At 56.3% G+C, this 17,868-nt stretch carries 20 protein-coding genes; 3 read left to right on the top strand and 17 right to left on the bottom strand.

What is annotated here, in order from left to right:
* Window positions 1-4: 4 nt before the first annotated feature.
* The 16 genes from GF111_RS18630 to GF111_RS18550 form a co-directional block, all read right to left on the bottom strand.
* Window positions 5-610 (bottom strand): phage tail protein, encoded by a 606-nt coding sequence (locus tag GF111_RS18630; RefSeq protein ID WP_047730047.1) that lies wholly within the window; start codon window positions 608-610, stop codon window positions 5-7.
* Window positions 603-1,787, bottom strand: coding sequence for a baseplate J/gp47 family protein (locus GF111_RS18625; protein WP_047730046.1), 1,185 nt, complete (start codon window positions 1,785-1,787; stop codon window positions 603-605). The genes GF111_RS18630 and GF111_RS18625 overlap by 8 nt, the downstream gene beginning before the upstream one ends.
* Window positions 1,765-2,112: a DUF2590 family protein gene (locus GF111_RS18620; protein ID WP_047730045.1), complete on the bottom strand. Its 348-nt coding sequence runs from the start codon at window positions 2,110-2,112 to the stop codon at window positions 1,765-1,767. Before GF111_RS18620 ends, GF111_RS18625 begins: the two co-directional genes overlap by 23 nt.
* A complete protein-coding gene (locus GF111_RS18615) occupies window positions 2,112-4,643 on the bottom strand; it encodes a phage tail tape measure protein (RefSeq protein ID WP_047730044.1) in 2,532 nt (843 codons plus the stop codon). Before GF111_RS18615 ends, GF111_RS18620 begins: the two co-directional genes overlap by 1 nt.
* A 187-nt stretch (window positions 4,644-4,830) precedes the next feature.
* Window positions 4,831-5,100, bottom strand: a complete 270-nt coding sequence (locus tag GF111_RS18610; protein ID WP_047730043.1) for a putative phage tail assembly chaperone — start codon at window positions 5,098-5,100, stop codon at window positions 4,831-4,833.
* 147 nt (window positions 5,101-5,247) lie between these two features.
* Complete coding sequence (locus tag GF111_RS18600; protein WP_047730041.1) at window positions 5,248-5,592, bottom strand: hypothetical protein; 345 nt, start codon at window positions 5,590-5,592, stop codon at window positions 5,248-5,250.
* Complete coding sequence (locus GF111_RS18595; RefSeq protein ID WP_047730040.1) at window positions 5,592-5,933, bottom strand: M15 family metallopeptidase; 342 nt, start codon at window positions 5,931-5,933, stop codon at window positions 5,592-5,594. The genes GF111_RS18600 and GF111_RS18595 overlap by 1 nt, the downstream gene beginning before the upstream one ends.
* Window positions 5,920-6,222 carry a phage holin family protein gene (locus GF111_RS18590; RefSeq protein WP_047730039.1) on the bottom strand — a complete coding sequence of 101 codons (303 nt, stop codon included), beginning with the start codon at window positions 6,220-6,222 and terminating at the stop codon, window positions 5,920-5,922. Before GF111_RS18590 ends, GF111_RS18595 begins: the two co-directional genes overlap by 14 nt.
* A 9-nt stretch (window positions 6,223-6,231) precedes the next feature.
* Window positions 6,232-6,687, bottom strand: a complete 456-nt coding sequence (locus GF111_RS18585) for a DUF2597 family protein (protein WP_047730038.1) — start codon at window positions 6,685-6,687, stop codon at window positions 6,232-6,234.
* Window positions 6,684-7,808 (bottom strand): DUF2586 domain-containing protein, encoded by a 1,125-nt coding sequence (locus tag GF111_RS18580; protein ID WP_047730037.1) that lies wholly within the window; start codon window positions 7,806-7,808, stop codon window positions 6,684-6,686. Before GF111_RS18580 ends, GF111_RS18585 begins: the two co-directional genes overlap by 4 nt.
* Window positions 7,805-8,515 (bottom strand): hypothetical protein, encoded by a 711-nt coding sequence (locus tag GF111_RS18575; protein ID WP_047730036.1) that lies wholly within the window; start codon window positions 8,513-8,515, stop codon window positions 7,805-7,807. The genes GF111_RS18580 and GF111_RS18575 overlap by 4 nt, the downstream gene beginning before the upstream one ends.
* Window positions 8,512-9,015, bottom strand: coding sequence for a phage tail protein (locus GF111_RS18570; protein ID WP_047730035.1), 504 nt, complete (start codon window positions 9,013-9,015; stop codon window positions 8,512-8,514). The genes GF111_RS18575 and GF111_RS18570 overlap by 4 nt, the downstream gene beginning before the upstream one ends.
* Window positions 9,012-9,464 (bottom strand): head completion/stabilization protein, encoded by a 453-nt coding sequence (locus GF111_RS18565; RefSeq protein ID WP_047730034.1) that lies wholly within the window; start codon window positions 9,462-9,464, stop codon window positions 9,012-9,014. Before GF111_RS18565 ends, GF111_RS18570 begins: the two co-directional genes overlap by 4 nt.
* 96 nt (window positions 9,465-9,560) lie before the next feature.
* Window positions 9,561-10,262, bottom strand: coding sequence for a phage terminase small subunit (gene gpM, locus GF111_RS18560; RefSeq protein WP_047730033.1), 702 nt, complete (start codon window positions 10,260-10,262; stop codon window positions 9,561-9,563).
* 3 nt (window positions 10,263-10,265) lie between these two features.
* Entirely contained in the window at window positions 10,266-11,288 is a 1,023-nt protein-coding gene (locus GF111_RS18555) for a phage major capsid protein, P2 family (RefSeq protein ID WP_047730032.1), read from the bottom strand.
* 55 nt (window positions 11,289-11,343) lie between these two features.
* Window positions 11,344-12,141: a GPO family capsid scaffolding protein gene (locus tag GF111_RS18550; protein WP_047730031.1), complete on the bottom strand. Its 798-nt coding sequence runs from the start codon at window positions 12,139-12,141 to the stop codon at window positions 11,344-11,346.
* 159 nt (window positions 12,142-12,300) lie between these two features.
* On the opposite strand from GF111_RS18550, the gene GF111_RS18545 reads away from it, so the two are divergent.
* The 3 genes from GF111_RS18545 to GF111_RS18535 are packed head-to-tail and all read left to right on the top strand — an operon-like array spanning window position 12,301 to window position 15,445.
* Window positions 12,301-14,073, top strand: coding sequence for a terminase large subunit domain-containing protein (locus GF111_RS18545; protein WP_047730030.1), 1,773 nt, complete (start codon window positions 12,301-12,303; stop codon window positions 14,071-14,073).
* Window positions 14,070-15,122 carry a phage portal protein gene (locus tag GF111_RS18540; protein ID WP_047730029.1) on the top strand — a complete coding sequence of 351 codons (1,053 nt, stop codon included), beginning with the start codon at window positions 14,070-14,072 and terminating at the stop codon, window positions 15,120-15,122. The genes GF111_RS18545 and GF111_RS18540 overlap by 4 nt, the downstream gene beginning before the upstream one ends.
* Window positions 15,119-15,445 (top strand): ogr/Delta-like zinc finger family protein, encoded by a 327-nt coding sequence (locus tag GF111_RS18535; RefSeq protein ID WP_060437276.1) that lies wholly within the window; start codon window positions 15,119-15,121, stop codon window positions 15,443-15,445. Before GF111_RS18540 ends, GF111_RS18535 begins: the two co-directional genes overlap by 4 nt.
* 278 nt (window positions 15,446-15,723) lie before the next feature.
* Here the strand turns inward: GF111_RS18535 and GF111_RS18530 are convergent, their stop codons facing one another.
* Entirely contained in the window at window positions 15,724-17,778 is a 2,055-nt protein-coding gene (locus GF111_RS18530; RefSeq protein WP_224217743.1) for a replication endonuclease, read from the bottom strand.
* Window positions 17,779-17,868: the final 90 nt, after the last annotated feature.

The raw sequence follows: 17,868 nt of genomic DNA, 5'->3' as shown, positions 1-17,868 counted from the left end.
TTGATTATCCTTTCAGTGTTGCGCTCGCCACGGTGGCGGAATGTTGGTTATTGATACTGGCCACCGCGCTGGCGGCGCTGTAAGTCACGTATTCACATCCCGCCCAGCCAGCGCGTAATTGCAGGACAGAATTGTTAATCACTTCAAATCGATAGCGGCGACAGGTGCGGCCATACTGCCGGATAACCTGCATCAGCAGATCGGGATTACTGGCCACCTGGCCATCAGTCACGCGGACGCTGATCACGTCCCAATCTATGCCCGGCTGGCGCTCCAGGATTTCCACATAACCCACGCCCAGGCGCTCAAAAATGGCGATAAAGCCCGCCACCGATCCCGCATCGCGGGCGTTGATAAAGGCGTACTGCACGCGCTTGCGGAACAGCTCCAGCGGCTCCCCGTTGAAGCGGGTAATATCGCGCTGGTACGCCAGCACCTGGAGCAACGGCACCGCACAGGTGGCCGCATCCAGCTGTTTCAGCGGCCAGGTCAGCCAGCCATACACCCACAACCAGAAATGGCGGCAGGCGCGCAGCAGCTTGGCCGGCTCCCCGCGATTCATCCAGGACGGCAACAGCATCCCCGCCAGGCGTTCTTTAAAATCAGGCATCGGCAACCTCCAGTTTCAAGGTTTTCAAACGCGGCACGTTCAGCTCGCTAACAATATCGCCCAGGGAAAACGCGATAGATTCCAGCTCGGGGAAAGCGCGGTGTAACTCCCTGGCCAGGTTCGAAAACGAGAAGCGCGCATAAGGCCAGGTTTTCTTTACGTCGTACTCGGCGTTTTGCCGGAACGCGCAGCGGATCAGGGTTTCGCTGTTTCGCGTCAGCGCGGCCAGCGCATCCGCCGTAAAGTTGGCTTTGTTCTCCACAAACAGCGTTACGGCCAGGTTGTGTTGGGTTTCCGGCATGGCGAAACACTGCATATCATCGCCGTGGCCGTGGTTCCCTTTGTTCGTGATGTAATCATTGACCGCGTTAATAAACGGCTGCGAGGCCACGCCGGAATCCAGCAGCAGATAGGCATTTGCCGTTCCTGGCCCGCGCGGGGCGTCGTGCTGGAAAAAAATTCGGTCGATACTCAGCCCGGCGACGCTGGCGATCATGCTGCGGTAAACCGCATCCGTGTGATAGTTGCCCGCCAGGTTGTATTGGTTGCGCGCCCTGTCCCGTAAATCGTCGTCGGATTCCTGGTCAGCGCCAGGGGCCAGTAACCAGCCCTCCTCGTTTTCCACCCGCACAATGCCCGGCACCGCCTGGGGTAAAATCCGGTAGTAACCGGGGGCAAGGTTATGCGCGCCGCCTGGCTCGGTCGCTTTCACCGGCACCAGCCCGCCGGCGGTGCCGGCGGCCAGCGTGGTTTCCTTCACCACCGCCACGCTGTAAACATGGCCGTTAAGCCGCTCGGTTTGCACCACCGTGCCGGCGGGGATCGTGACCATGACACTGGCGTTTTCCTTGTCGAACCGAAAAACGCCCTCGGCTGCCGTCGCCGGCTTGCGCTTCACGTTGACGCCCCAGGCGAACATTTCCAGCCAGGTGCCGCCGGCGGTGGCCAAATACATGTTGGCCATGACGACCGACACCAGAACATCCTTTAACCACATCACCGGGGCGGTAATAATCGCCTGGATAAGTCGCCAAAACGGTGACATTTTGGACGTATTGGTAATTAACCCTTCGGCGGTCACCAGCTCGTTAAATTTGGAATTAACTTGCTCCGTGGTAATGGGCATTCCGCTTTCTGTTAATGCTTTCTCGTAATCAACCTGCGGTTTCATTGTCATAATTAACGCTGGCCTCCACTTTGCCGAAATCATAAGTTTCTGCGGTCACCCACAACCGCTTTAACGTTTCCTCGCTAATCACGACCGTGCCCGGAATAATTCGTGTATCGTCTTCCAGCAATAACACCATTTGCATAATGACGTCAGCGCGGAGCGTTGGACTTCTTTCCGCCACTAATTGCGTGACCAATCCACTTTCTAAAATGGCATGGACACAATCTTGCCCAATACTTACCCGGTTATGACATAACACCGGCTCCCGGCCTGTATTTAGCGAGAAATCGCCATTTTCAATTAGCAGGTCAATATAAAGGGGTTCACTCATTAACTTAATTCCTGCCATTCCATTAGCTGCTCAGGCGTCATACCTTGCTTAACGTTAATATGGACGTTCTCAATATTTTTGCGGTTGTCGGTAATGGTTCGGGAATTATTGTTAATTTCCTTATTAATCCCACCGGGGCCAATTCCTTTTAACCTGCCGCCGCTTAGCAACTTATCCGGCGCGGGCGGTGGCGGCGCGCTTTTCTCGGTCTGCACCTGGGCCAGCACCTGCACCTGCTGCGCCGGGGGCTGCGGCACCTTCACCACCGGCACCGCCGGCGCGGGCGTCGCCGCCGTTCCCTGCATCGCCCTGGGCACCACGATAGGATCGCTCACATCCTCAATCAGCGTTTTGCGTGCCCCCGCCGCCGGCATCAGCGCCGGCGCAGGTTGTGGCACAGCCACCGGGGCCACTGCCGCAGCCTGGGCCGCTGCCGGCAATGCGCTGCTACCCTCCAACGTAGCCAGGCCAGTGGGCAACGCGCCCGCATCAATCGCCGGCACCGTCACCGGCGGCATGTTTACCATTCCCTGGGGTTCAGTCACCGTCGGCACCACATCCACATGCATGGGGTCAATACTGACGCCCGGCAACATGTTGATTTTGTCGATGATCCAGTTGTAGGTGTCGGCAAACGCAGACCGGAACACGCCCCACAGCTTGGTAAATACGCCCGATACCACACGGCCAATCGTCATAAATGATTCAATCGGCGAGGACGGATCAAACGCGGCCACCACGTCCAGCCAGCCTTGCTTAACGATGCCGAACGCATCGAACAAGTGCCCGACCGTCTTGATCACCAGCTCAATCGGCGACAGCAGCAAGCCGATCGCGCCGGCAACGATCTGGCCACACAGCTGGCCGGCAGTGGTGACGGCTTGCAGCTCCGCCGCCGTGCTCTGGACAGGGGTTAGCAGGTTAACGAACCAGCCAAACAGCGTCTTAATCGCATCCCATACCCCAGCCGCCGCCCGCTTCACCAGGTCAAACGCGCCGGCAAAGGGTGACAGCGCGCCGGCGGCCTCTTTAAAGCCGGCAATAAACCCGGACACAAACGCCTTAATCGGCTTCCAGAACATCCACACCGCCGCCACCACGGCACCGATAGCGGCCACCAACAGCGCGATCGGCCAGCTCATCAGCAGGAACGACACCGCACCGGTGCGGGCGGCAATCGACGCCGCCAGCAGGCCCGCACGCAGCATCACCAGACCACGGTTAAACACCGCCGTGGCCGCGCCGCCGGCCAGCATGGCCAGGCGATTGAGGCCCAGCAATTTGGCCACCGGCCCCAGCAGGTTGCGTAACCCCAGCATCAGGAACATGTGGACGCCGATCGCCAGGTTAGCTATCGCCCCCGCCGCCGCCAGGCTCAGGAACGCCAGCACCGCCAGGCCAATGGCCCGCGCCAGGTTGGGGAACAGCTTCAACCAGCGCACCAGGGTTTGCCCCGCGTCCGCCATTTTGTTAATCAGCGGATAGAGCACCGGCAACAGCGTTAACCCCATCGCCGCCCGGATGGAATACCAGATCGCGGTAAGCCGTTCCCACGGATTGGCCATGCGCTCCGCCATTTCCGTGGCGCGCTTCATCCCGTCATTGCTGCCCAGCTCGGTAATGTGCCGTTTCAGCAGATCCACATTGCCGTAAAGCTGCTTAATCAGTACCGACGAATCGCCAAAAGCATCATCCAGCGCGGCTTGCGCCTTGAGGTTCCCCTCTATGCTTTTGCCGTAGCGCGCCTGTAATTTCTCCAGCATTTCCGGCAAGCTGGCCATGCCGCCCGCCGCGTTAACAAAGCTCATCCCCAGCTTTTTGGCCCCGTCCTGGGCCGTCTGGTAAAACGACTCGTAAACGCTGCTGGCTTCCGATCCTAACGTGCGCTCAAGTTGCCCCATCACGGCTAACTGCTCATCAATGCCGACGCCGTAATTTGCCCCCACGCCCCTGGCGCCCTCCATCAGGTCAGAGATCGCCCCCATGTTGGTGCCAAAGGCTTTGACCATGTAGGCCGTTTTGCCGGCGAGTTGCTCGGCGAAATTCACGCGGCCCATCTTCTCGGCGTAGCTGCTGAATTTGTTGTACATGCTGCCCATGTACTCCGCCGCCTCTGCGCCGCTGGCTTTCGTGGCCGCTGCCAGGGTGTTGGTTGCTACGGCAAACGCCGGCAACTCCTGGTTGGTCAGCAATCCCACCTGGCTGCGGATCGCTTCGGTAGACGTGATAAAGTCCACCGACGACTTGCCATATTTGGCGGCAAAGGCCAGCGCATCGCCCGCCACCTTCTGCAAGGTGCTGTCATCAATCCCTTTCGTGGCCGCCGCGTTCAGCGCGTCGGTGATCTCGATAGCTGGGCCTAACGCTCCCTTAATCGACAACCCAACGCCGACCAACCCGGCACCACCCACGGCAATCTTGCCAAAGGCCGCTTGCGATTTTTCCGCGAAACCGGTAACCGATGCCTGGGCCTGTTTCAGGGGCCGCGTCAGTTTGTCGATCAGGCTCAGGGTAAAATCTAGCTGTTTCATTATTCGCCTTTAAATGCCAAAGAAATGCCGTTTGCGGTGGCCACGCGCATATTTTCCCAATGCCGGTTATCCAGCCAAATGGCGCGGGCTAAGTTCTCAGAGCTATCATTTTCAGCCGGCAAGTAATAACGCCGCAGCGTTAGCGCTTGTTCAATGAAATTGTTATCAATAGCCCGCAGCCGGTTGGTTAGTTTTTTACTTCAATTTCCAGTTTCGGCGCATATTTCGCATTCACCGCTTCCGCGATTTGCAATGGTGCACCCGGCAGTTTAAGCAGATCGTCCAGGTCGGTTTTACTTTCCGCCGCAACGATACGGCGCAAATAGGTCACATGCGGGGCGACTTTATTATCCATCGCCATATCGTTAATCAGGCTGTTATAGGCCGTGGTGTTTGGCTCAAAAGCCACGTCTTTGCCCTGGATAGTCAAAGTAATTTTATTTTCTGCTTTGCTCATTGCTGTAATTCCTTACGTTGATTTATTTCGTCTACTAATTGGTTATGCCGCGCGGCGCACAGCGGATAAATATCTAAATAGGTTAATAACGGCTCGCTAACGTCTTTACCGGTTACCCCGTTTATCCTGGGTAATTGCTCCGGGCATTTAACGAGCAAACTTTCCTGAAATGGCACGTTCGGCTTTATCTGCGGCCTCGTTGTACATCCTGACAAGCTCATCAGACACACAAACGCGGGTAAATACCGGCTTAACCACTTCGGTGCGGATCTCTTTCGGTTGAGCATCGCGCAACGCCTCCAGCTTGCTTTCCAACTGCCGGGCCGAACGGCTGGCCACGTCCTCCGATGCCTGGCGGGATTCCTCCCCAGCCCGCTGCGCGGCCCGGTTTACGGCCAACTCCAGGCTATCCCGATGCCAGCCATTGGCCTGCCAGCCGCCGGCAAAGCTGGCCACCAGGGCCAGCAGGCCCAACCATGCCCCCTTGGCCATCAGCGCCGCCCATCGTGCGCCAGGCTAAAATGGTTGCCGTCCGGACGGTCTTTGAATCGGCCACCCCAGGCACCACCCAGGCTTTCCCAATACTCGCCGAGCGGTTTATATGCCTCGGTTTGGGTCTGGTAAACGCCGTTAATAAACAGGTTGAAGTCCACCGCCAGGCGTTGCGTATGCAGGCTATTGGCGATGCCTGCGCCGGTCTTGGCGTTGCGCGCGGCCTGCTCAGGCGTGCGGTAGGCTTCGCCGAACGTCAGCCGGTAGCCATGATCGCCGGCCCAGGTGATCAACTGGCCGATCAAGGCGGTAAACAGCTGCTGTTTTTCACTCAGAGTCATATTTTCCTTTCCCTTTCAAAAGATTACTTCCCTTACGGCGTAACCACAGCTCAACAGCCTGGTGGCCGGCGATGCCCAGCGCGGCCCCTAATCCCACTATCGCCAGCGGCGACAGCCCCGGCACCCAGATAAGCGCGGCTCCCGCCGCCATCGAGGTGGCCGATCCCAACACGATGCGTCCGACAAACAACCGCAGGGTAATGGGTTCCTCGCTGCTCAGGACTTGCCCCACGGCGATCACCGCCCCCAACATCAACAACCAGAGAATATTTTTCTCATGCTCCTGCATCTCTATCCCTTACCCGATCAGGTTCTGCGTCACTTCCGCTTCCAGGTAAGGAATGCCGCCCAGGCGCACAAAATCCGCGTCCGTCACCACAAACTTAATCTTGTGCGTCATGATGCTTCCGCCCTTCGGATCAACATCCAGAATGTCACTCAAAATCAGCTTGCAGCCGAACGCCTCCACTTTCAGCTCCTCCCCGCCGGCCTTGGCGTACCACATCAGATCAATCGGCGGGATGCCGCGCCAGCTGCCGGCGGCCCGCGCTTTGGCAGTCACCTGCGCCAGGGATTTGGTGCTTAGCTCCATTTCCCCCTCGGCGGCCACGTCGCCGGAAACCCAGCCATCGGGCACGCCACCCGTTTGGGCTGCGGCGGTGTTGTCGGTAATGCTCAGGCTCACTTTTTCCGCATGGACTAAATCACCGTCCATATTGAAATCAACCGACTGGCCAGAAATTCGTTTTGTCATGCCGCGCCCTCCAGCGAGTTATCCAACATCAGGCTAACCGTGATGCCTTTCGGGCATTCGTAGGTACGGATCACCAGGTAAATTTCCACCTTGGTGGAGGTGCGCCAGGTAATTTGCACATCCCCCTCTAGCGGCGCTTTGACTTCGCCGGGGAACGTCACGCCGTTAATCTGCGTACTGCGCGCCATTTCTCGCAGCGTCTTGGCAAAATACTGTTGGTGCGCCGCAATGCTGGTTGGCGTGCTGTTCAGTGACCGATCGGCAATCTTAGGAATTGCCAGCAGTCGCACACGGCGCGCCGCCTTATCCACCACACGCAGGCTTTCAATCGCCTGGAAATCGCCGCTCTCCACATCCAGGGTGCGCCCGTCAGACCAGTAAAGGCCGTCGTAATCGGGATACCACATCGGCACGCTAAAGCGGTTTGCCTCCAACGCCTGGAGCGTCGCCAGCTCCAACACTTCCCCGGAACCGTCCACCGGTGTGGACGTGCTGCCCATTTCGACCAGCGCCCCAGTAGCCACACGGGCCGGGCTATCGGCGATCGTCACAGCGCGGTTACACAGTCGGCCCGCCAAAACGCCCGGCTCATTGCCCCACAGACGCGGCACCAACTGGATCGCCGGCTCGGCAACGCCTTTTTGCAGGTCGTTGATGCGGCCCACATACTCGGCCCAACCCTCTCCCTTTTGCAGCGATTCCACCGACAGAATGAACCACTGCCAGCGGCCAAACTTGGCGATAATCTCCGCCCGCAGGCTCTGCGCCTGCTTCACTACATCGAGCGTTGCCGGCACCAGGTTAACGATGCCCTCCACACTCGCCACACGCTGCGCGCTCAGTACCGCCGCCGGCCAGTTCTTGCCGGCGTCGGCTTCCGCCAGCACATGCACATACGCGAACCAGTTTTGCCCGGCGTTCAGCTTGGCGGCCTGGAGGTTGCTTTTCAGCACCGAATCCCCCACGCCCAACAGCACATCCAGATCGGTTTGCGTGTTCACCGGCAGCGTTTTGCCGATATTGGTTTTACCGGCCCCGACAAACAGCAATACCCGCTCGATCTCTTTGGTTTCGCCCTGGTGCCGGTTTACCTGGTTAACCTGAATCGTTGGCCAACTCATTGTTTCCCCTTAATGTCTTGCGCTTTCACATTCCAGCCAAACCCAATTGCCTGGAGTTGACGCGCTAACGCTTTGTTAAAATCCGCGTCACTCATGCCCAGGAACGGGCGGGACGGTAAATCGACCGTCCAGGCCGTTTTGGCCGCCTTGCCGCTCAACTTACGGATCAGCAAGCCGGCCTGCGCGAATGACATATTTCCCACAATTTCCTTGAGCGGCGGCTTTCGCCAGCGCTTCCCGCGCCTCACCTGATAACCCAGCTGGCGCAGCTTCTTAGCCTGGCGCAGCGTGGCTTGCCGCTCGGTGTCGGCTTTCCTGCCGGCCACCTGTTCCCGCTTGATGGAAACCCGCATACCTGCCGATTGCGAAAACCCCACCACGCCCGCCGGCACGGCCTTATTGCCGTTGCGGTATCCACCGCCCTGGAGGTAAAGCCTCACGGCCTCCCGCTCTGGCATGTCGCGGATATGCAGCAAATTGGGCATATTGCGCAGCATCTTGCCGCGTCGCCGGGTCTTCCTCCCTTCCCAGGGCGTGCCGTCCGGCTGCTGCTGGTTGCGCACGTTGCGCTTAGCCGCGGCTATCACCCCGTATTTGGCCATGCGCCATAGCAGGCGCTGGCGTTTGGCCTGGGGCATTTCCAGCTTGGCCAATTCTTTGCGCAGCTCCCGCAGCTGCGGGCGGCTCAGCTCGCCGTTGATAATCACCGCGCTTCACCGATCGGCGCGCCGGTACTGCCCACGCCATACACGCGCCCTTCCAGGGCCCACCAGATTTCCGGGTCGGCCAACCGCCAGCGCTTGCCGTCGAAAGGGATTAGCCCTTCCTCGTCCTGGGTCAGCGTGAGCGGCTCCGCCATCTTGAGCGCGATTTCCACCAACGCGGTTTTATCGTCCGTGACCACGATCGCCAGATCCGGCAACACCGGTTCAAATCCCTGCTCAATCAGCCCCTGATCGGCGTTCTCAATCAGCCAGGCCAGCAACAGCGCGCACAGGTTGCGCGGGTCAAATTGGCGATACGGGAAGCGCCCCCAGGACAACACCGCTTCGTACTCCATCACCGCCATTTGGTATTGGTTCAGCCCCAAATCCTTCTGTGCGTTGATAAAGCTCACCTCTTCCATGTCGCTGCTAAAACCCAGGTTAGCCACACGCGCCGGCAAATTGGCCTGGAGGAACGCGGTTAGCGTCTCTAACTTGCTCATACCTTTTTCACCGTTGCCCGCTTCAACCCTTTCATGCGGCGGATCACTACAGACGCCTCCGCCAACAATCCCGCGCGGGTTTCCGTGCTTTCCTGCCCAGGGTGGCTATCACGACGCCCAATCGTGGCGAACTCCCCCAACAGATCGGCTTTCGCCCTGGCGAATACCGCTTTTAGGTACTGCGCACACAGGCCGTTAAGGTCGCCCAGGCTTACCCCTGGAACATCAGCCGCCGCCAGATAACCTTTCATCCTCCACCGCGCCTCTACAGTTTCCAGCTCCGCGTTAACTTCCGTCACTGCCGCCAGCAGCGCTTGCGCGATAGTGTTGGCGTCAATATCGGGCGGTAATGACCGCTGCGCCTGGAAATCTTTCAGGTTCAAGTCCGGCCAAAATCCGGCGTTTTTGAGCGGCTCATCCTGGTAATCAATCGGCTTTCCGCTAAACATAAATTCCCCGTAAAAGGGCGGGCTGACCGGTTTCCACGGCGCAGATTCACTTTCGTGGCCTGCCCTCCACCGCGCCCGCCTGGCTTGCGGTAGTCTTTAACCCTGCGTCAGTTTTCGCATCCGCGCCGCAATGTTCTGCCGCGCAGTCCTGACGCCGATTTTGTAGTAATGCGATTCAGCGGTAGCCAGCAGCTGATCGGCTTTTTCCAGCGTTTGAACATCATCCACACCCGACGCCGCTTTTTGCCCGCCGTCACCGCGCAGCATTTCCAGCCCCGCGAACTTGTACCATTTCGCCGTTACTTGCTCATGCAAGCGCCAGGTGTTCGCCACACGCTCAAACGTTCGAGAGAAATACGGCTCAACACTTTCCCCGCGCCCCGCCGACTCTTGCGCCCATGCCAGCATGGTATCCGCCACAAACGTGGGGAAATTGCTACGCAACTGCTCCGGCGTGGCCTGGTGCTGCCCGATCGCAATGTCAGCCAGATCCAACGCCTTATCCAGGTCGCCCACATCGAATAACCAGATCACGCACCACGCCAAAACAGGGTTTGCATAAACCTGGCCACTGGCCAAATAGGCTTCCACCGTTGGCATCCAGCGCGGCAACAACACGTCGCGCTTAAACTCAACACGATCGGCAATCAAAGGCAGGCTTCGAACATGCTCAACATCGGCTTCCAGCGCCCTGATCATCAGGTGCAGGCTTTCCGTGCTTTCAAGCGCCTGGCTCTGCTTTAGCTTTTGCTCCATCTCAATGCGCTGGTTATGGCGCTGGGCGGGAGAAAGTGCCATTTATCAGCCCTCCAGAGGTTCGTTAACCTTGCCGATCGTTACAGCGGATTCATCGATAGCCGCGTACAGCTCCGGCACTTCCACCGCATAACCTTCATTACGCAAGTATTTGCTTTCGAACTGTTTACGGTCTTCCACAAACTCCGCTTTGCGCATACGGGTGTTGCGCTGGGTATAGATATGCAGGTTTTTCAGCGGCGTAACGACCATGCGCTTACCCGGCATAAATGGCGGAATAATGGCCGTGCGCCCGGCAATTGTTGAACCCAACATTTGAGCGGCGATTTTTTCGGTTGGGCGATCGGCGGCCTGATACAGGCGGTACTGTTCAGCAGCGACCAAATCGGCACCGACAAGCACAACTAAGCGCGGGTCATTGCGGTATTGCTCCGGGATCTTGGCGTTAATCAAATCTTGCGCCATTGAATCCAAGGACTTGTAATCGCCGGCCGCATCCAGCACCACCGGATCAGTCATGATTTGTCTACCGCCCAGCATCGATTTCATGCGCTCATGCCAGCCGATGTTTACGTCTTCACCGTTTGGATTCTTTTCGGGGTCGGTAGTCTTGGCGCGGGTTTTACCGTTAAAACCAATGCGCAGCATATCCAGCGCGAAAGCCTGGGTAGAAAACGTCTGTACGAGGTTAAAGAACTCGTTTTCTTCCTGGCCGGCATTGGCCCAAACAGAGAGCAGATCCCAGCGCAGATCCGCGCTGCTGTCGGTCTCAACCAGATCGTAGGTATTACCGTCTACGCCAACACGCTTGTGAAAACGCCCGTTCTCACTGCGGCCCGTATGCAAACCGGAAGCACCCACCGAAATCACTTGGCCACTCAGTTGGTCAACGTCCATGCAGCTAAGCATGTTCAGGAATTCGACAGACTCCAGCATCGCCAGGCGTAGCGCAATTTCCTGCGGGTTATTCATGGAGAAATAACGGGAGGTATCGCGGGCACCATAATGCGCCGCCATACCAGCCGAATATTTATCCAGTAAATCCCGTGCTTCATTATTAAGATACATAAAACTCCCTCGCAGCAATGCGATTAATTAATAGCTCGTTATATGTGTGCGAGAATTACAGGTAATTGAACTTGCCGGCCTTAGACGGAAGTTTACGGCCTGGATTACGTTTACCGCCATTACCCAGGGAATTGAAACGGTTAACAATTTCTTTCGCGTTATCGCGAATAGCTGAAAACTCTTCCGTGTCTACCACTTCTGTAATGGTGTCCACGTCTTCCTTCACGGAATTAAGCTGATTTTCAATGGTGGCTACACGCGCCTCCAGATCGTTCAACGCATTTGCCAACGCCTGCAATTTATCGTCGTTTTGCGCCGAATCGTCTTGTGGGGTTTCTTCCTCAAACTTCGGTTTAATACCAAACAGCTTTTGCCAATTTTTCATCTTTCCTTCCTGCTTAATTTTTCCATCATGGGAAATTACATAACTGTAATATCCCTTCTTAGTTAAATTGCGCCGACTAAAACGCAGGCGTGTGGTGCCAATACTGGCTGGGGTATCCGTTACAGCCAGCCCCTTGAGGTAAGTACGTTCCCCACCGCGCCAGTTAAGTTCTGGCTCAACAGAGAAATAAAGTAATTGCCCTTCCTCATTCGCATAAAGCAAACGTCTATTTGGGCAGATACTGACAAATAGCCGGGCTAAACCATCATTCCCATCCTGCCAAAACGCATCCAGGACTTCGCCAAAATTACCGGCGTCACACTCATGCTCAGGCCAGATCAGTGCGGCATAGTGGTTTATGTCGTAGGTTTCCCCCATATCGACAATCCATTGTCTTTCTAATATCCGCCCATCAACGGTATCCCCTTCGGTAGCAACACACAGCCAGTCAGTTTTTAAATGAGACATATCCCTCCTGATTCCCCCCTGACGCTGCAAATCAATTATTGCCAATTAAACACACCGGCGCACCCTGCATTATTCTGGATAATTCGGTTATAGCCCTTTATCGAACATTCACGAATCTGCGCCGTCATTTTTTATTACAGCCACGGCATAATTAACCGCATGGCTAAATACTCTGAAGAATTAAAAGGCGTTGCGCGCGCTCTTTACCTGCGCCGCTATACGCCTAAGGAAATTGCATCCGAATTAAATCTGCCTAATGGGCGGATCGTTTACTATTGGGCTGAAAAATATGGCTGGCCGGATCTGCTGAGTGTTGAGAGCACAGAAGACGCGATCGAAAGGCGCTATCAGCTACTTGCCGGGCGTGATAATAAAAGCGATCTCGACCTGAAAGAAATGGACTTGCTTATCGCCCATGCCACAAAGCTACGGGCACAGCGCAATAAGCATAAGGAGAAGATGGCAGGCAGCCAGGGCGGAGAACCGGCAGGCGAACACGCAAACGACGAGGAAGGACGCAAAGGCAAACGGAAATATAAGAAAAATGATATTTCTACGCTGACGCAGGAAGATTTCGATACCTGGGCAGAAGAACACCTTTTCGCCTACCAAAAGCACCTGCGCCAGAATATTGGCCAGCAGGTGCGAAACATCCTTAAAAGCCGGCAGATCGGGGCAACCTGGTATTTCGCGTATGAGGCGCTTGAAAATGCAGTAATGACGGGCGATCCGCAAATATTCCTTTCCGCGTCAAAGGCGCAGGCGGATGTATTTCGGTCTTATATCGTCAACATTGCAGAGCAATATTTCGGCATCACCCTGACCGGGAACCCTATCCGACTGAGCAACGGCGCAGAGCTGCGCTTCCTCTCAACAAACAAGAACACGGCGCAGTCATACAGCGGGCACCTGTATTGCGACGAGTATTTTTGGGTGCCGAACTTCGCCCACCTTAACGAGGTGGCCAGCGCAATGGCCACCCATGACAAATGGCGCACAACCTACTTTTCTACACCATCGGCCAAAACGCACCAGGCATACCCATTTTGGATGGGGGACGAATGGAAACAGGGCAGCAAAAAGCGCACGGCGGTTAAATTCCCTGATTTCGATGAACTGCGCGACGGTGGCCGGGTGTGCCCTGATGGCCAATGGCGCTACATCATTACGATGGAAGACGCGATCGCCGGCGGCTTCAACCTGGCCAATATTGAAAAACTGCGCAACCGCTACAACACGGCCACATTCAACATGCTCTATATGTGCGTCTTTGTTGATAGCAAGGACTCCGTTTTTAGCTTCGCCGACCTGGAAGCCTGCGGCGTTGAGGTGGACACCTGGCAAGATCACAACCCGGACGCCTTGCGCCCATTTGGCGATCGCCCCGTTTGGGGAGGTTTTGACCCCGCCCGCAGCGGTGATTTGTCGTGCTTTGTGATTGTCGCTCCCCCCATGTTTGCCGTGGAGAAATTCCGCGTATTGAAGGTGATTTACTGGAAGGGCATCAATTTCCGTTACCAGGCAAGGCAGATTGAGCAGCTATTTAAAAAATACAACTTCACCTACCTGGGGGTAGACGTTACCGGCATTGGGAGCGGTGTATTCGACAACATCCAGCACTTTGCCATGCGTGTGGCGGTGCCTATCCGTTATGACGTGAACACGAAAAATCAGCTGGTTTTAAAAGCGGCTGATGTGGTGGAAAGCCAGCGCATCGAATGGGACAAAAACCTGAAAGAGATCGCCGCCAGCTTTATGGCGGTGCGCCGTACAACCACCCAAAGCGGTAATGCAATGACGTTTGTTGCTGACCGTAGCCAAGACACTGGCCACGCCGAGGCGTTTTGGGCGATCACGCACGCCCTACATAACGAACCCCTTAACTACGAGAACAAACCCAAATCCCGATGGGGAGTGAAAAAAGCAGCATGACGAAAAAGAAAAAGTATGTGAAACGCGAGCACCGCGGCCCACAGTCAAAAAAAATGAGCATCATCTCATTTGATAAGCCCGAACCAGTTTTAACCACGGGAACGGATTACCGGAATATCTGGTATGACAAAGCCGCCGATCACTACACGCAGCCTATCGACCGGTTAGCCCTGGCGCAGCTTATCAATCTCAACGGCCAGCATGGCGGCATTATTCACGCCCGCAAAAACATGGTGTTGTCTGATTACCAGGGCGGCGGCCTTACCTATGACCAGCTGGAGGCAGCAATTTTTGATTATTTGACCTTCGGCGATATTGCGTTAGCCAAAGTGCGCAACGGATGGGGGGATGTAATTGGGCTTGACCCCCTGCCCGGCCTCTACTTGCGCCGGCGCAGAACTCAGGAGGATGGGCACGATATTCCTGGCGATTATGTCGTACTGCAAGAAGGGGAACCGCAGGTGTACCCCGAGGAAGATATTATCTTCATCAAGATGTATGACCCGCAGCAGCATATTTACGGCTTGCCCGATTACATCGGTGGTGTTCACTCGGCGTTGCTTAACAGTGAAGCGGTCATTTTTCGCCGCCGTTATTACCATAATGGGGCGCATACCGGTGGCATTCTTTACACCCGAGATCCCAGCATGACGGATGAAATGGAGGAAGAAATCGAACGGCAGTTGCGCGACAGCAAAGGCATCGGCAACTTCTCCACGATCCTGGTGAACATTCCAGGCGGTGACGGCGACGCCATCAAATTTATTGAGATGGGCGATATATCCGCAAAGGATGAATTCGCCAGCGTCAAGAACATCAGCGCCCAGGACATTTTAAACGCGCATCGCTTCCCTGCCGGATTGGCAGGCATCGTTCCGCAGAACACAGCGGGATTAGGCGACCCCGAAAAGGTGGATCGGACGTATAAAAAAAGCGAGGTGTACCCAATCGGGCGCCGAATGGCAATGGCCATCAAGAACGATCCTGAAATCCCTCCGCACCTGTATCTAACTTTTGCTTCTGAAACAACAGATAAGGATGCAGCATGAGGCAAAAAAGGCTAAAATCCCGGCATGTTTTAACAGCTGGAGAGCGGAATATGAGAGTCCTGAAAATTGAATGCCCGGAGTGCGGCTCAAAGGCTGTGATTCGCAAGACCAACCGGAAACACCGGCAGATTGCAGATATTTATTGCGCCTGCGCTGATGTGGAGTGTGGGCATACTTTTGTCATGAATTTAACCTTTTCCCACACGATTAGCCCTAGCGCGAAAACAGGGGATAAATTGCTGAAAACCGTTGTTGAAGGCATGAGCCAACAACAACGGCAAATGATGCTCGATTTATTGCAGGGTGCCGCCTCCGCCGCCTGAATTAACGCCTCCACCCTGGGGGCGTTTTTGTATCTGCCGGTCAACGTCTGCGGCCAGTGTAGTAGTCATCTCAGAAATCCATGATAAAGCCAACTCCCGATCGTCGCTGCTGCAACGTCCGTTAGCGACTAAGCGCGCCACAAGTTCAATGCGCTGTAAAGCCAGTGATTCAAAGAAAAAATCGCTCACGGCTCCCCCTTCTTGTTGTTCGTTTAGCAAAATGATACTGTATATTCGTACAGTATACATATTATTTAGCAAAATGAATAATTCTGTAACTACCCATTCCAGCCTGGCCACAACTCACACGCCGGATCGCTGGCCGTTTCCTCCAGGCGTCCATTGCGCATTTTTAACATTCGGTCGCCGTATATCCGCAGGGCGCTGCCCCTGGTGAGTATGTCTATCTCATACTGATCGCCGGCAAAACCACGTCGTTGTAACTCCCTCGATAATCGCCGCCATTCCTCTGGCGTACAGTTATTGACAGAACTCCAAGGGGCGGCGTTGCCGCCAGGTAAACCGGCCTCCGCTTCGCTTTCGGCCAACTTAGGCACGATCGCCCACTTCACCAACCGCGTACAAACCGCCGACTCCTCCCCCAAGCGAGGAGAATAAACACCCGTGACGCGCTGCACGTCTTCCGCGTAGACGTTGCCGCGCTCGGTGACCTCATAGGCCAGGCGCACGGTTAAATCTTTGCGGGCGACCAGCGGCCCGCCCTGAAACTCGGTATAGGCCGACCAATTCCCCACGTCGGCGGCAAAACGCACGTTGTCCATATCCTGATCGGGAATGATCTGCCCATCGCCAGGCAGTCGGCGCAGTTCACGCCAAACGGTCACCGGCGCGCCACCGATCTGCTGAAACTGGCGGATGCGCCAGCGACTTGCCCAGGCGCTTACCGCCTTGGCCATGTCTTTCAGGTTCTCGCCGGTTTCGTCGTCGGCCTCACCGTCCAGGGCGTAACCGTCGATGTTTTTGGAAATGTATTTGGCGATGTAACCCGTAGCGCTCCCCTTTGCCGGATCGATCGGCTCAACGTGGAAACGTGCTTTCAGCGCCTTGGCGGTCTGCAACTCCTCGGACTCTGCCCGGCGAGCGTGATAGCAAAGAATATCGCGCACCTGGTCAACGTCGCCCGGCAGCATGAATAACAGCATGTGCCAGTGCGGGGTGCCATCGTGGTGCGGCTCCACCACGCGGAAACCGAAAACGTGAATGCCGGCGCGTGCGATCGCCGCGCGGGCCTTAGCCCAAACGCCGCACAGGTATTTTTGCGTTTCCTGCGGGCTTGCGCCGTTCCACTGCGACACAAAACCGCCGGCGCTATGCACCGCGTGATACTTTGACGGGGCCGTTATGGTGTAGAACTCGCCCACACACCCCATTTCAGCGGCCAGATCTTCAAAGCCGCGCATTCTTACCATAAGTTCACACCTCCGAATTGCAGGGTTGGCATTGCTGCCGTTTACCATGTCGGCCAGCGACACCCGATCGCCGTCCTCGTTTTCCAGCTCAAACGAATTGAAAAATTCGCGGTTGCGTTTCTTCTGCTCTATCCACTCGCCCAGGGTTGAACGGCTGACATAGGCCGACGCAGCTTTTTGCACCTGGCCCACTGCAATGGCCAGGTGTTCACGCATCAGATCACGGCGACGCTTCAACCGCGCGCGCCACCACTCCGGGGCCATCATCCGCAATAAGCCGGATTCCATTTGCGCCAATTTGATGCCGCGCCCAGTTGCCTGCCGCCAGTAAGGCGGCTCAGTGCCCACCTGTCGGCACAGCCCCGCAAGGTTGCGATAGGCGGCCCAGGTGCGGGCGCGCATTTCTTTATCCGTGGTGGCCTGGCCGGTAAATTTGCGGTCGATATAGTCGGAAAAGCTGGCCGCCAGAAAATCGGCCACGCGGTGCGCCAGGTTGCGCAGGTCATCGCGGCCCAGGGTCGGCAAGCGGGCTAGATCGTCATTGAAGGGGAAAGGCATAAAACCCGCTGTATGGAAGCGGGTTTCGTATCGCTGGGTAACTTGCTGTAGACGCGGCAATATATTTTCGCCCACCGTGGTGCGCAAAAATGCATTGGCGCGGCGTCGGCCGTCCTCGCCCTTTTTGAAAAGCTGCTCATACCGGCGGCCAAAGTAGCCCGCCAGGTAATCGGGCATTTCGCCCAGGTACTGACTGCGCCACTTGTGATCGGTTTTATCCAACTGCCACAATTGGCGCTCAGTGATGCTTATATCATCCGGCGCACCAGGCGCGAATTGCTCACGCTGCCAACGGGTGGCAGCGTGGTAATCGCCGTTTCTTTCCTGCTGTAGATGCAGACTCACACTCTTCCCTAATCGTAATTTTGATTTTCAGGGCGCTGCGCCGCCTTTTTGTCAGCCGCGCGCCCCATCCACACCCAGACGGCGAAAAAG

The sequence above is a fragment of the Serratia sp. HRI genome, assembly GCF_010119335.3.
Lineage (GTDB): Bacteria > Pseudomonadota > Gammaproteobacteria > Enterobacterales > Enterobacteriaceae > Serratia > Serratia nevei.
The sequence above is the reverse complement of the archived record's forward strand: the minus strand, read 5'-3'. Positions and strand labels throughout refer to the sequence as shown.

Excerpts from the sequence above, each read along its gene's own strand:
- GF111_RS18630 (WP_047730047.1), bottom strand. The coding sequence starts at position 610 with ATGCCTGATTTTAAAGAACGCCTGGCGGGGATGCTGTTGCCGTCCTGG.
- GF111_RS18625 (WP_047730046.1), bottom strand. The coding sequence starts at position 1,787 with ATGACAATGAAACCGCAGGTTGATTACGAGAAAGCATTAACAGAAAGC.
- GF111_RS18620 (WP_047730045.1), bottom strand. The coding sequence starts at position 2,112 with ATGAGTGAACCCCTTTATATTGACCTGCTAATTGAAAATGGCGATTTC.
- GF111_RS18615 (WP_047730044.1), bottom strand. The coding sequence starts at position 4,643 with ATGAAACAGCTAGATTTTACCCTGAGCCTGATCGACAAACTGACGCGG.
- GF111_RS18610 (WP_047730043.1), bottom strand. The coding sequence starts at position 5,100 with ATGAGCAAAGCAGAAAATAAAATTACTTTGACTATCCAGGGCAAAGAC.
- GF111_RS18600 (WP_047730041.1), bottom strand. The coding sequence starts at position 5,592 with ATGGCCAAGGGGGCATGGTTGGGCCTGCTGGCCCTGGTGGCCAGCTTT.
- GF111_RS18595 (WP_047730040.1), bottom strand. The coding sequence starts at position 5,933 with ATGACTCTGAGTGAAAAACAGCAGCTGTTTACCGCCTTGATCGGCCAG.
- GF111_RS18590 (WP_047730039.1), bottom strand. The coding sequence starts at position 6,222 with ATGCAGGAGCATGAGAAAAATATTCTCTGGTTGTTGATGTTGGGGGCG.
- GF111_RS18585 (WP_047730038.1), bottom strand. The coding sequence starts at position 6,687 with ATGACAAAACGAATTTCTGGCCAGTCGGTTGATTTCAATATGGACGGT.
- GF111_RS18580 (WP_047730037.1), bottom strand. The coding sequence starts at position 7,808 with ATGAGTTGGCCAACGATTCAGGTTAACCAGGTAAACCGGCACCAGGGC.
- GF111_RS18570 (WP_047730035.1), bottom strand. The coding sequence starts at position 9,015 with ATGAGCAAGTTAGAGACGCTAACCGCGTTCCTCCAGGCCAATTTGCCG.
- GF111_RS18565 (WP_047730034.1), bottom strand. The coding sequence starts at position 9,464 with ATGTTTAGCGGAAAGCCGATTGATTACCAGGATGAGCCGCTCAAAAAC.
- gpM (WP_047730033.1), bottom strand. The coding sequence starts at position 10,262 with ATGGCACTTTCTCCCGCCCAGCGCCATAACCAGCGCATTGAGATGGAG.
- GF111_RS18555 (WP_047730032.1), bottom strand. The coding sequence starts at position 11,288 with ATGTATCTTAATAATGAAGCACGGGATTTACTGGATAAATATTCGGCT.
- GF111_RS18550 (WP_047730031.1), bottom strand. The coding sequence starts at position 12,141 with ATGTCTCATTTAAAAACTGACTGGCTGTGTGTTGCTACCGAAGGGGAT.
- GF111_RS18545 (WP_047730030.1), top strand. The coding sequence starts at position 12,301 with ATGGCTAAATACTCTGAAGAATTAAAAGGCGTTGCGCGCGCTCTTTAC.
- GF111_RS18540 (WP_047730029.1), top strand. The coding sequence starts at position 14,070 with ATGACGAAAAAGAAAAAGTATGTGAAACGCGAGCACCGCGGCCCACAG.
- GF111_RS18535 (WP_060437276.1), top strand. The coding sequence starts at position 15,119 with ATGAGGCAAAAAAGGCTAAAATCCCGGCATGTTTTAACAGCTGGAGAG.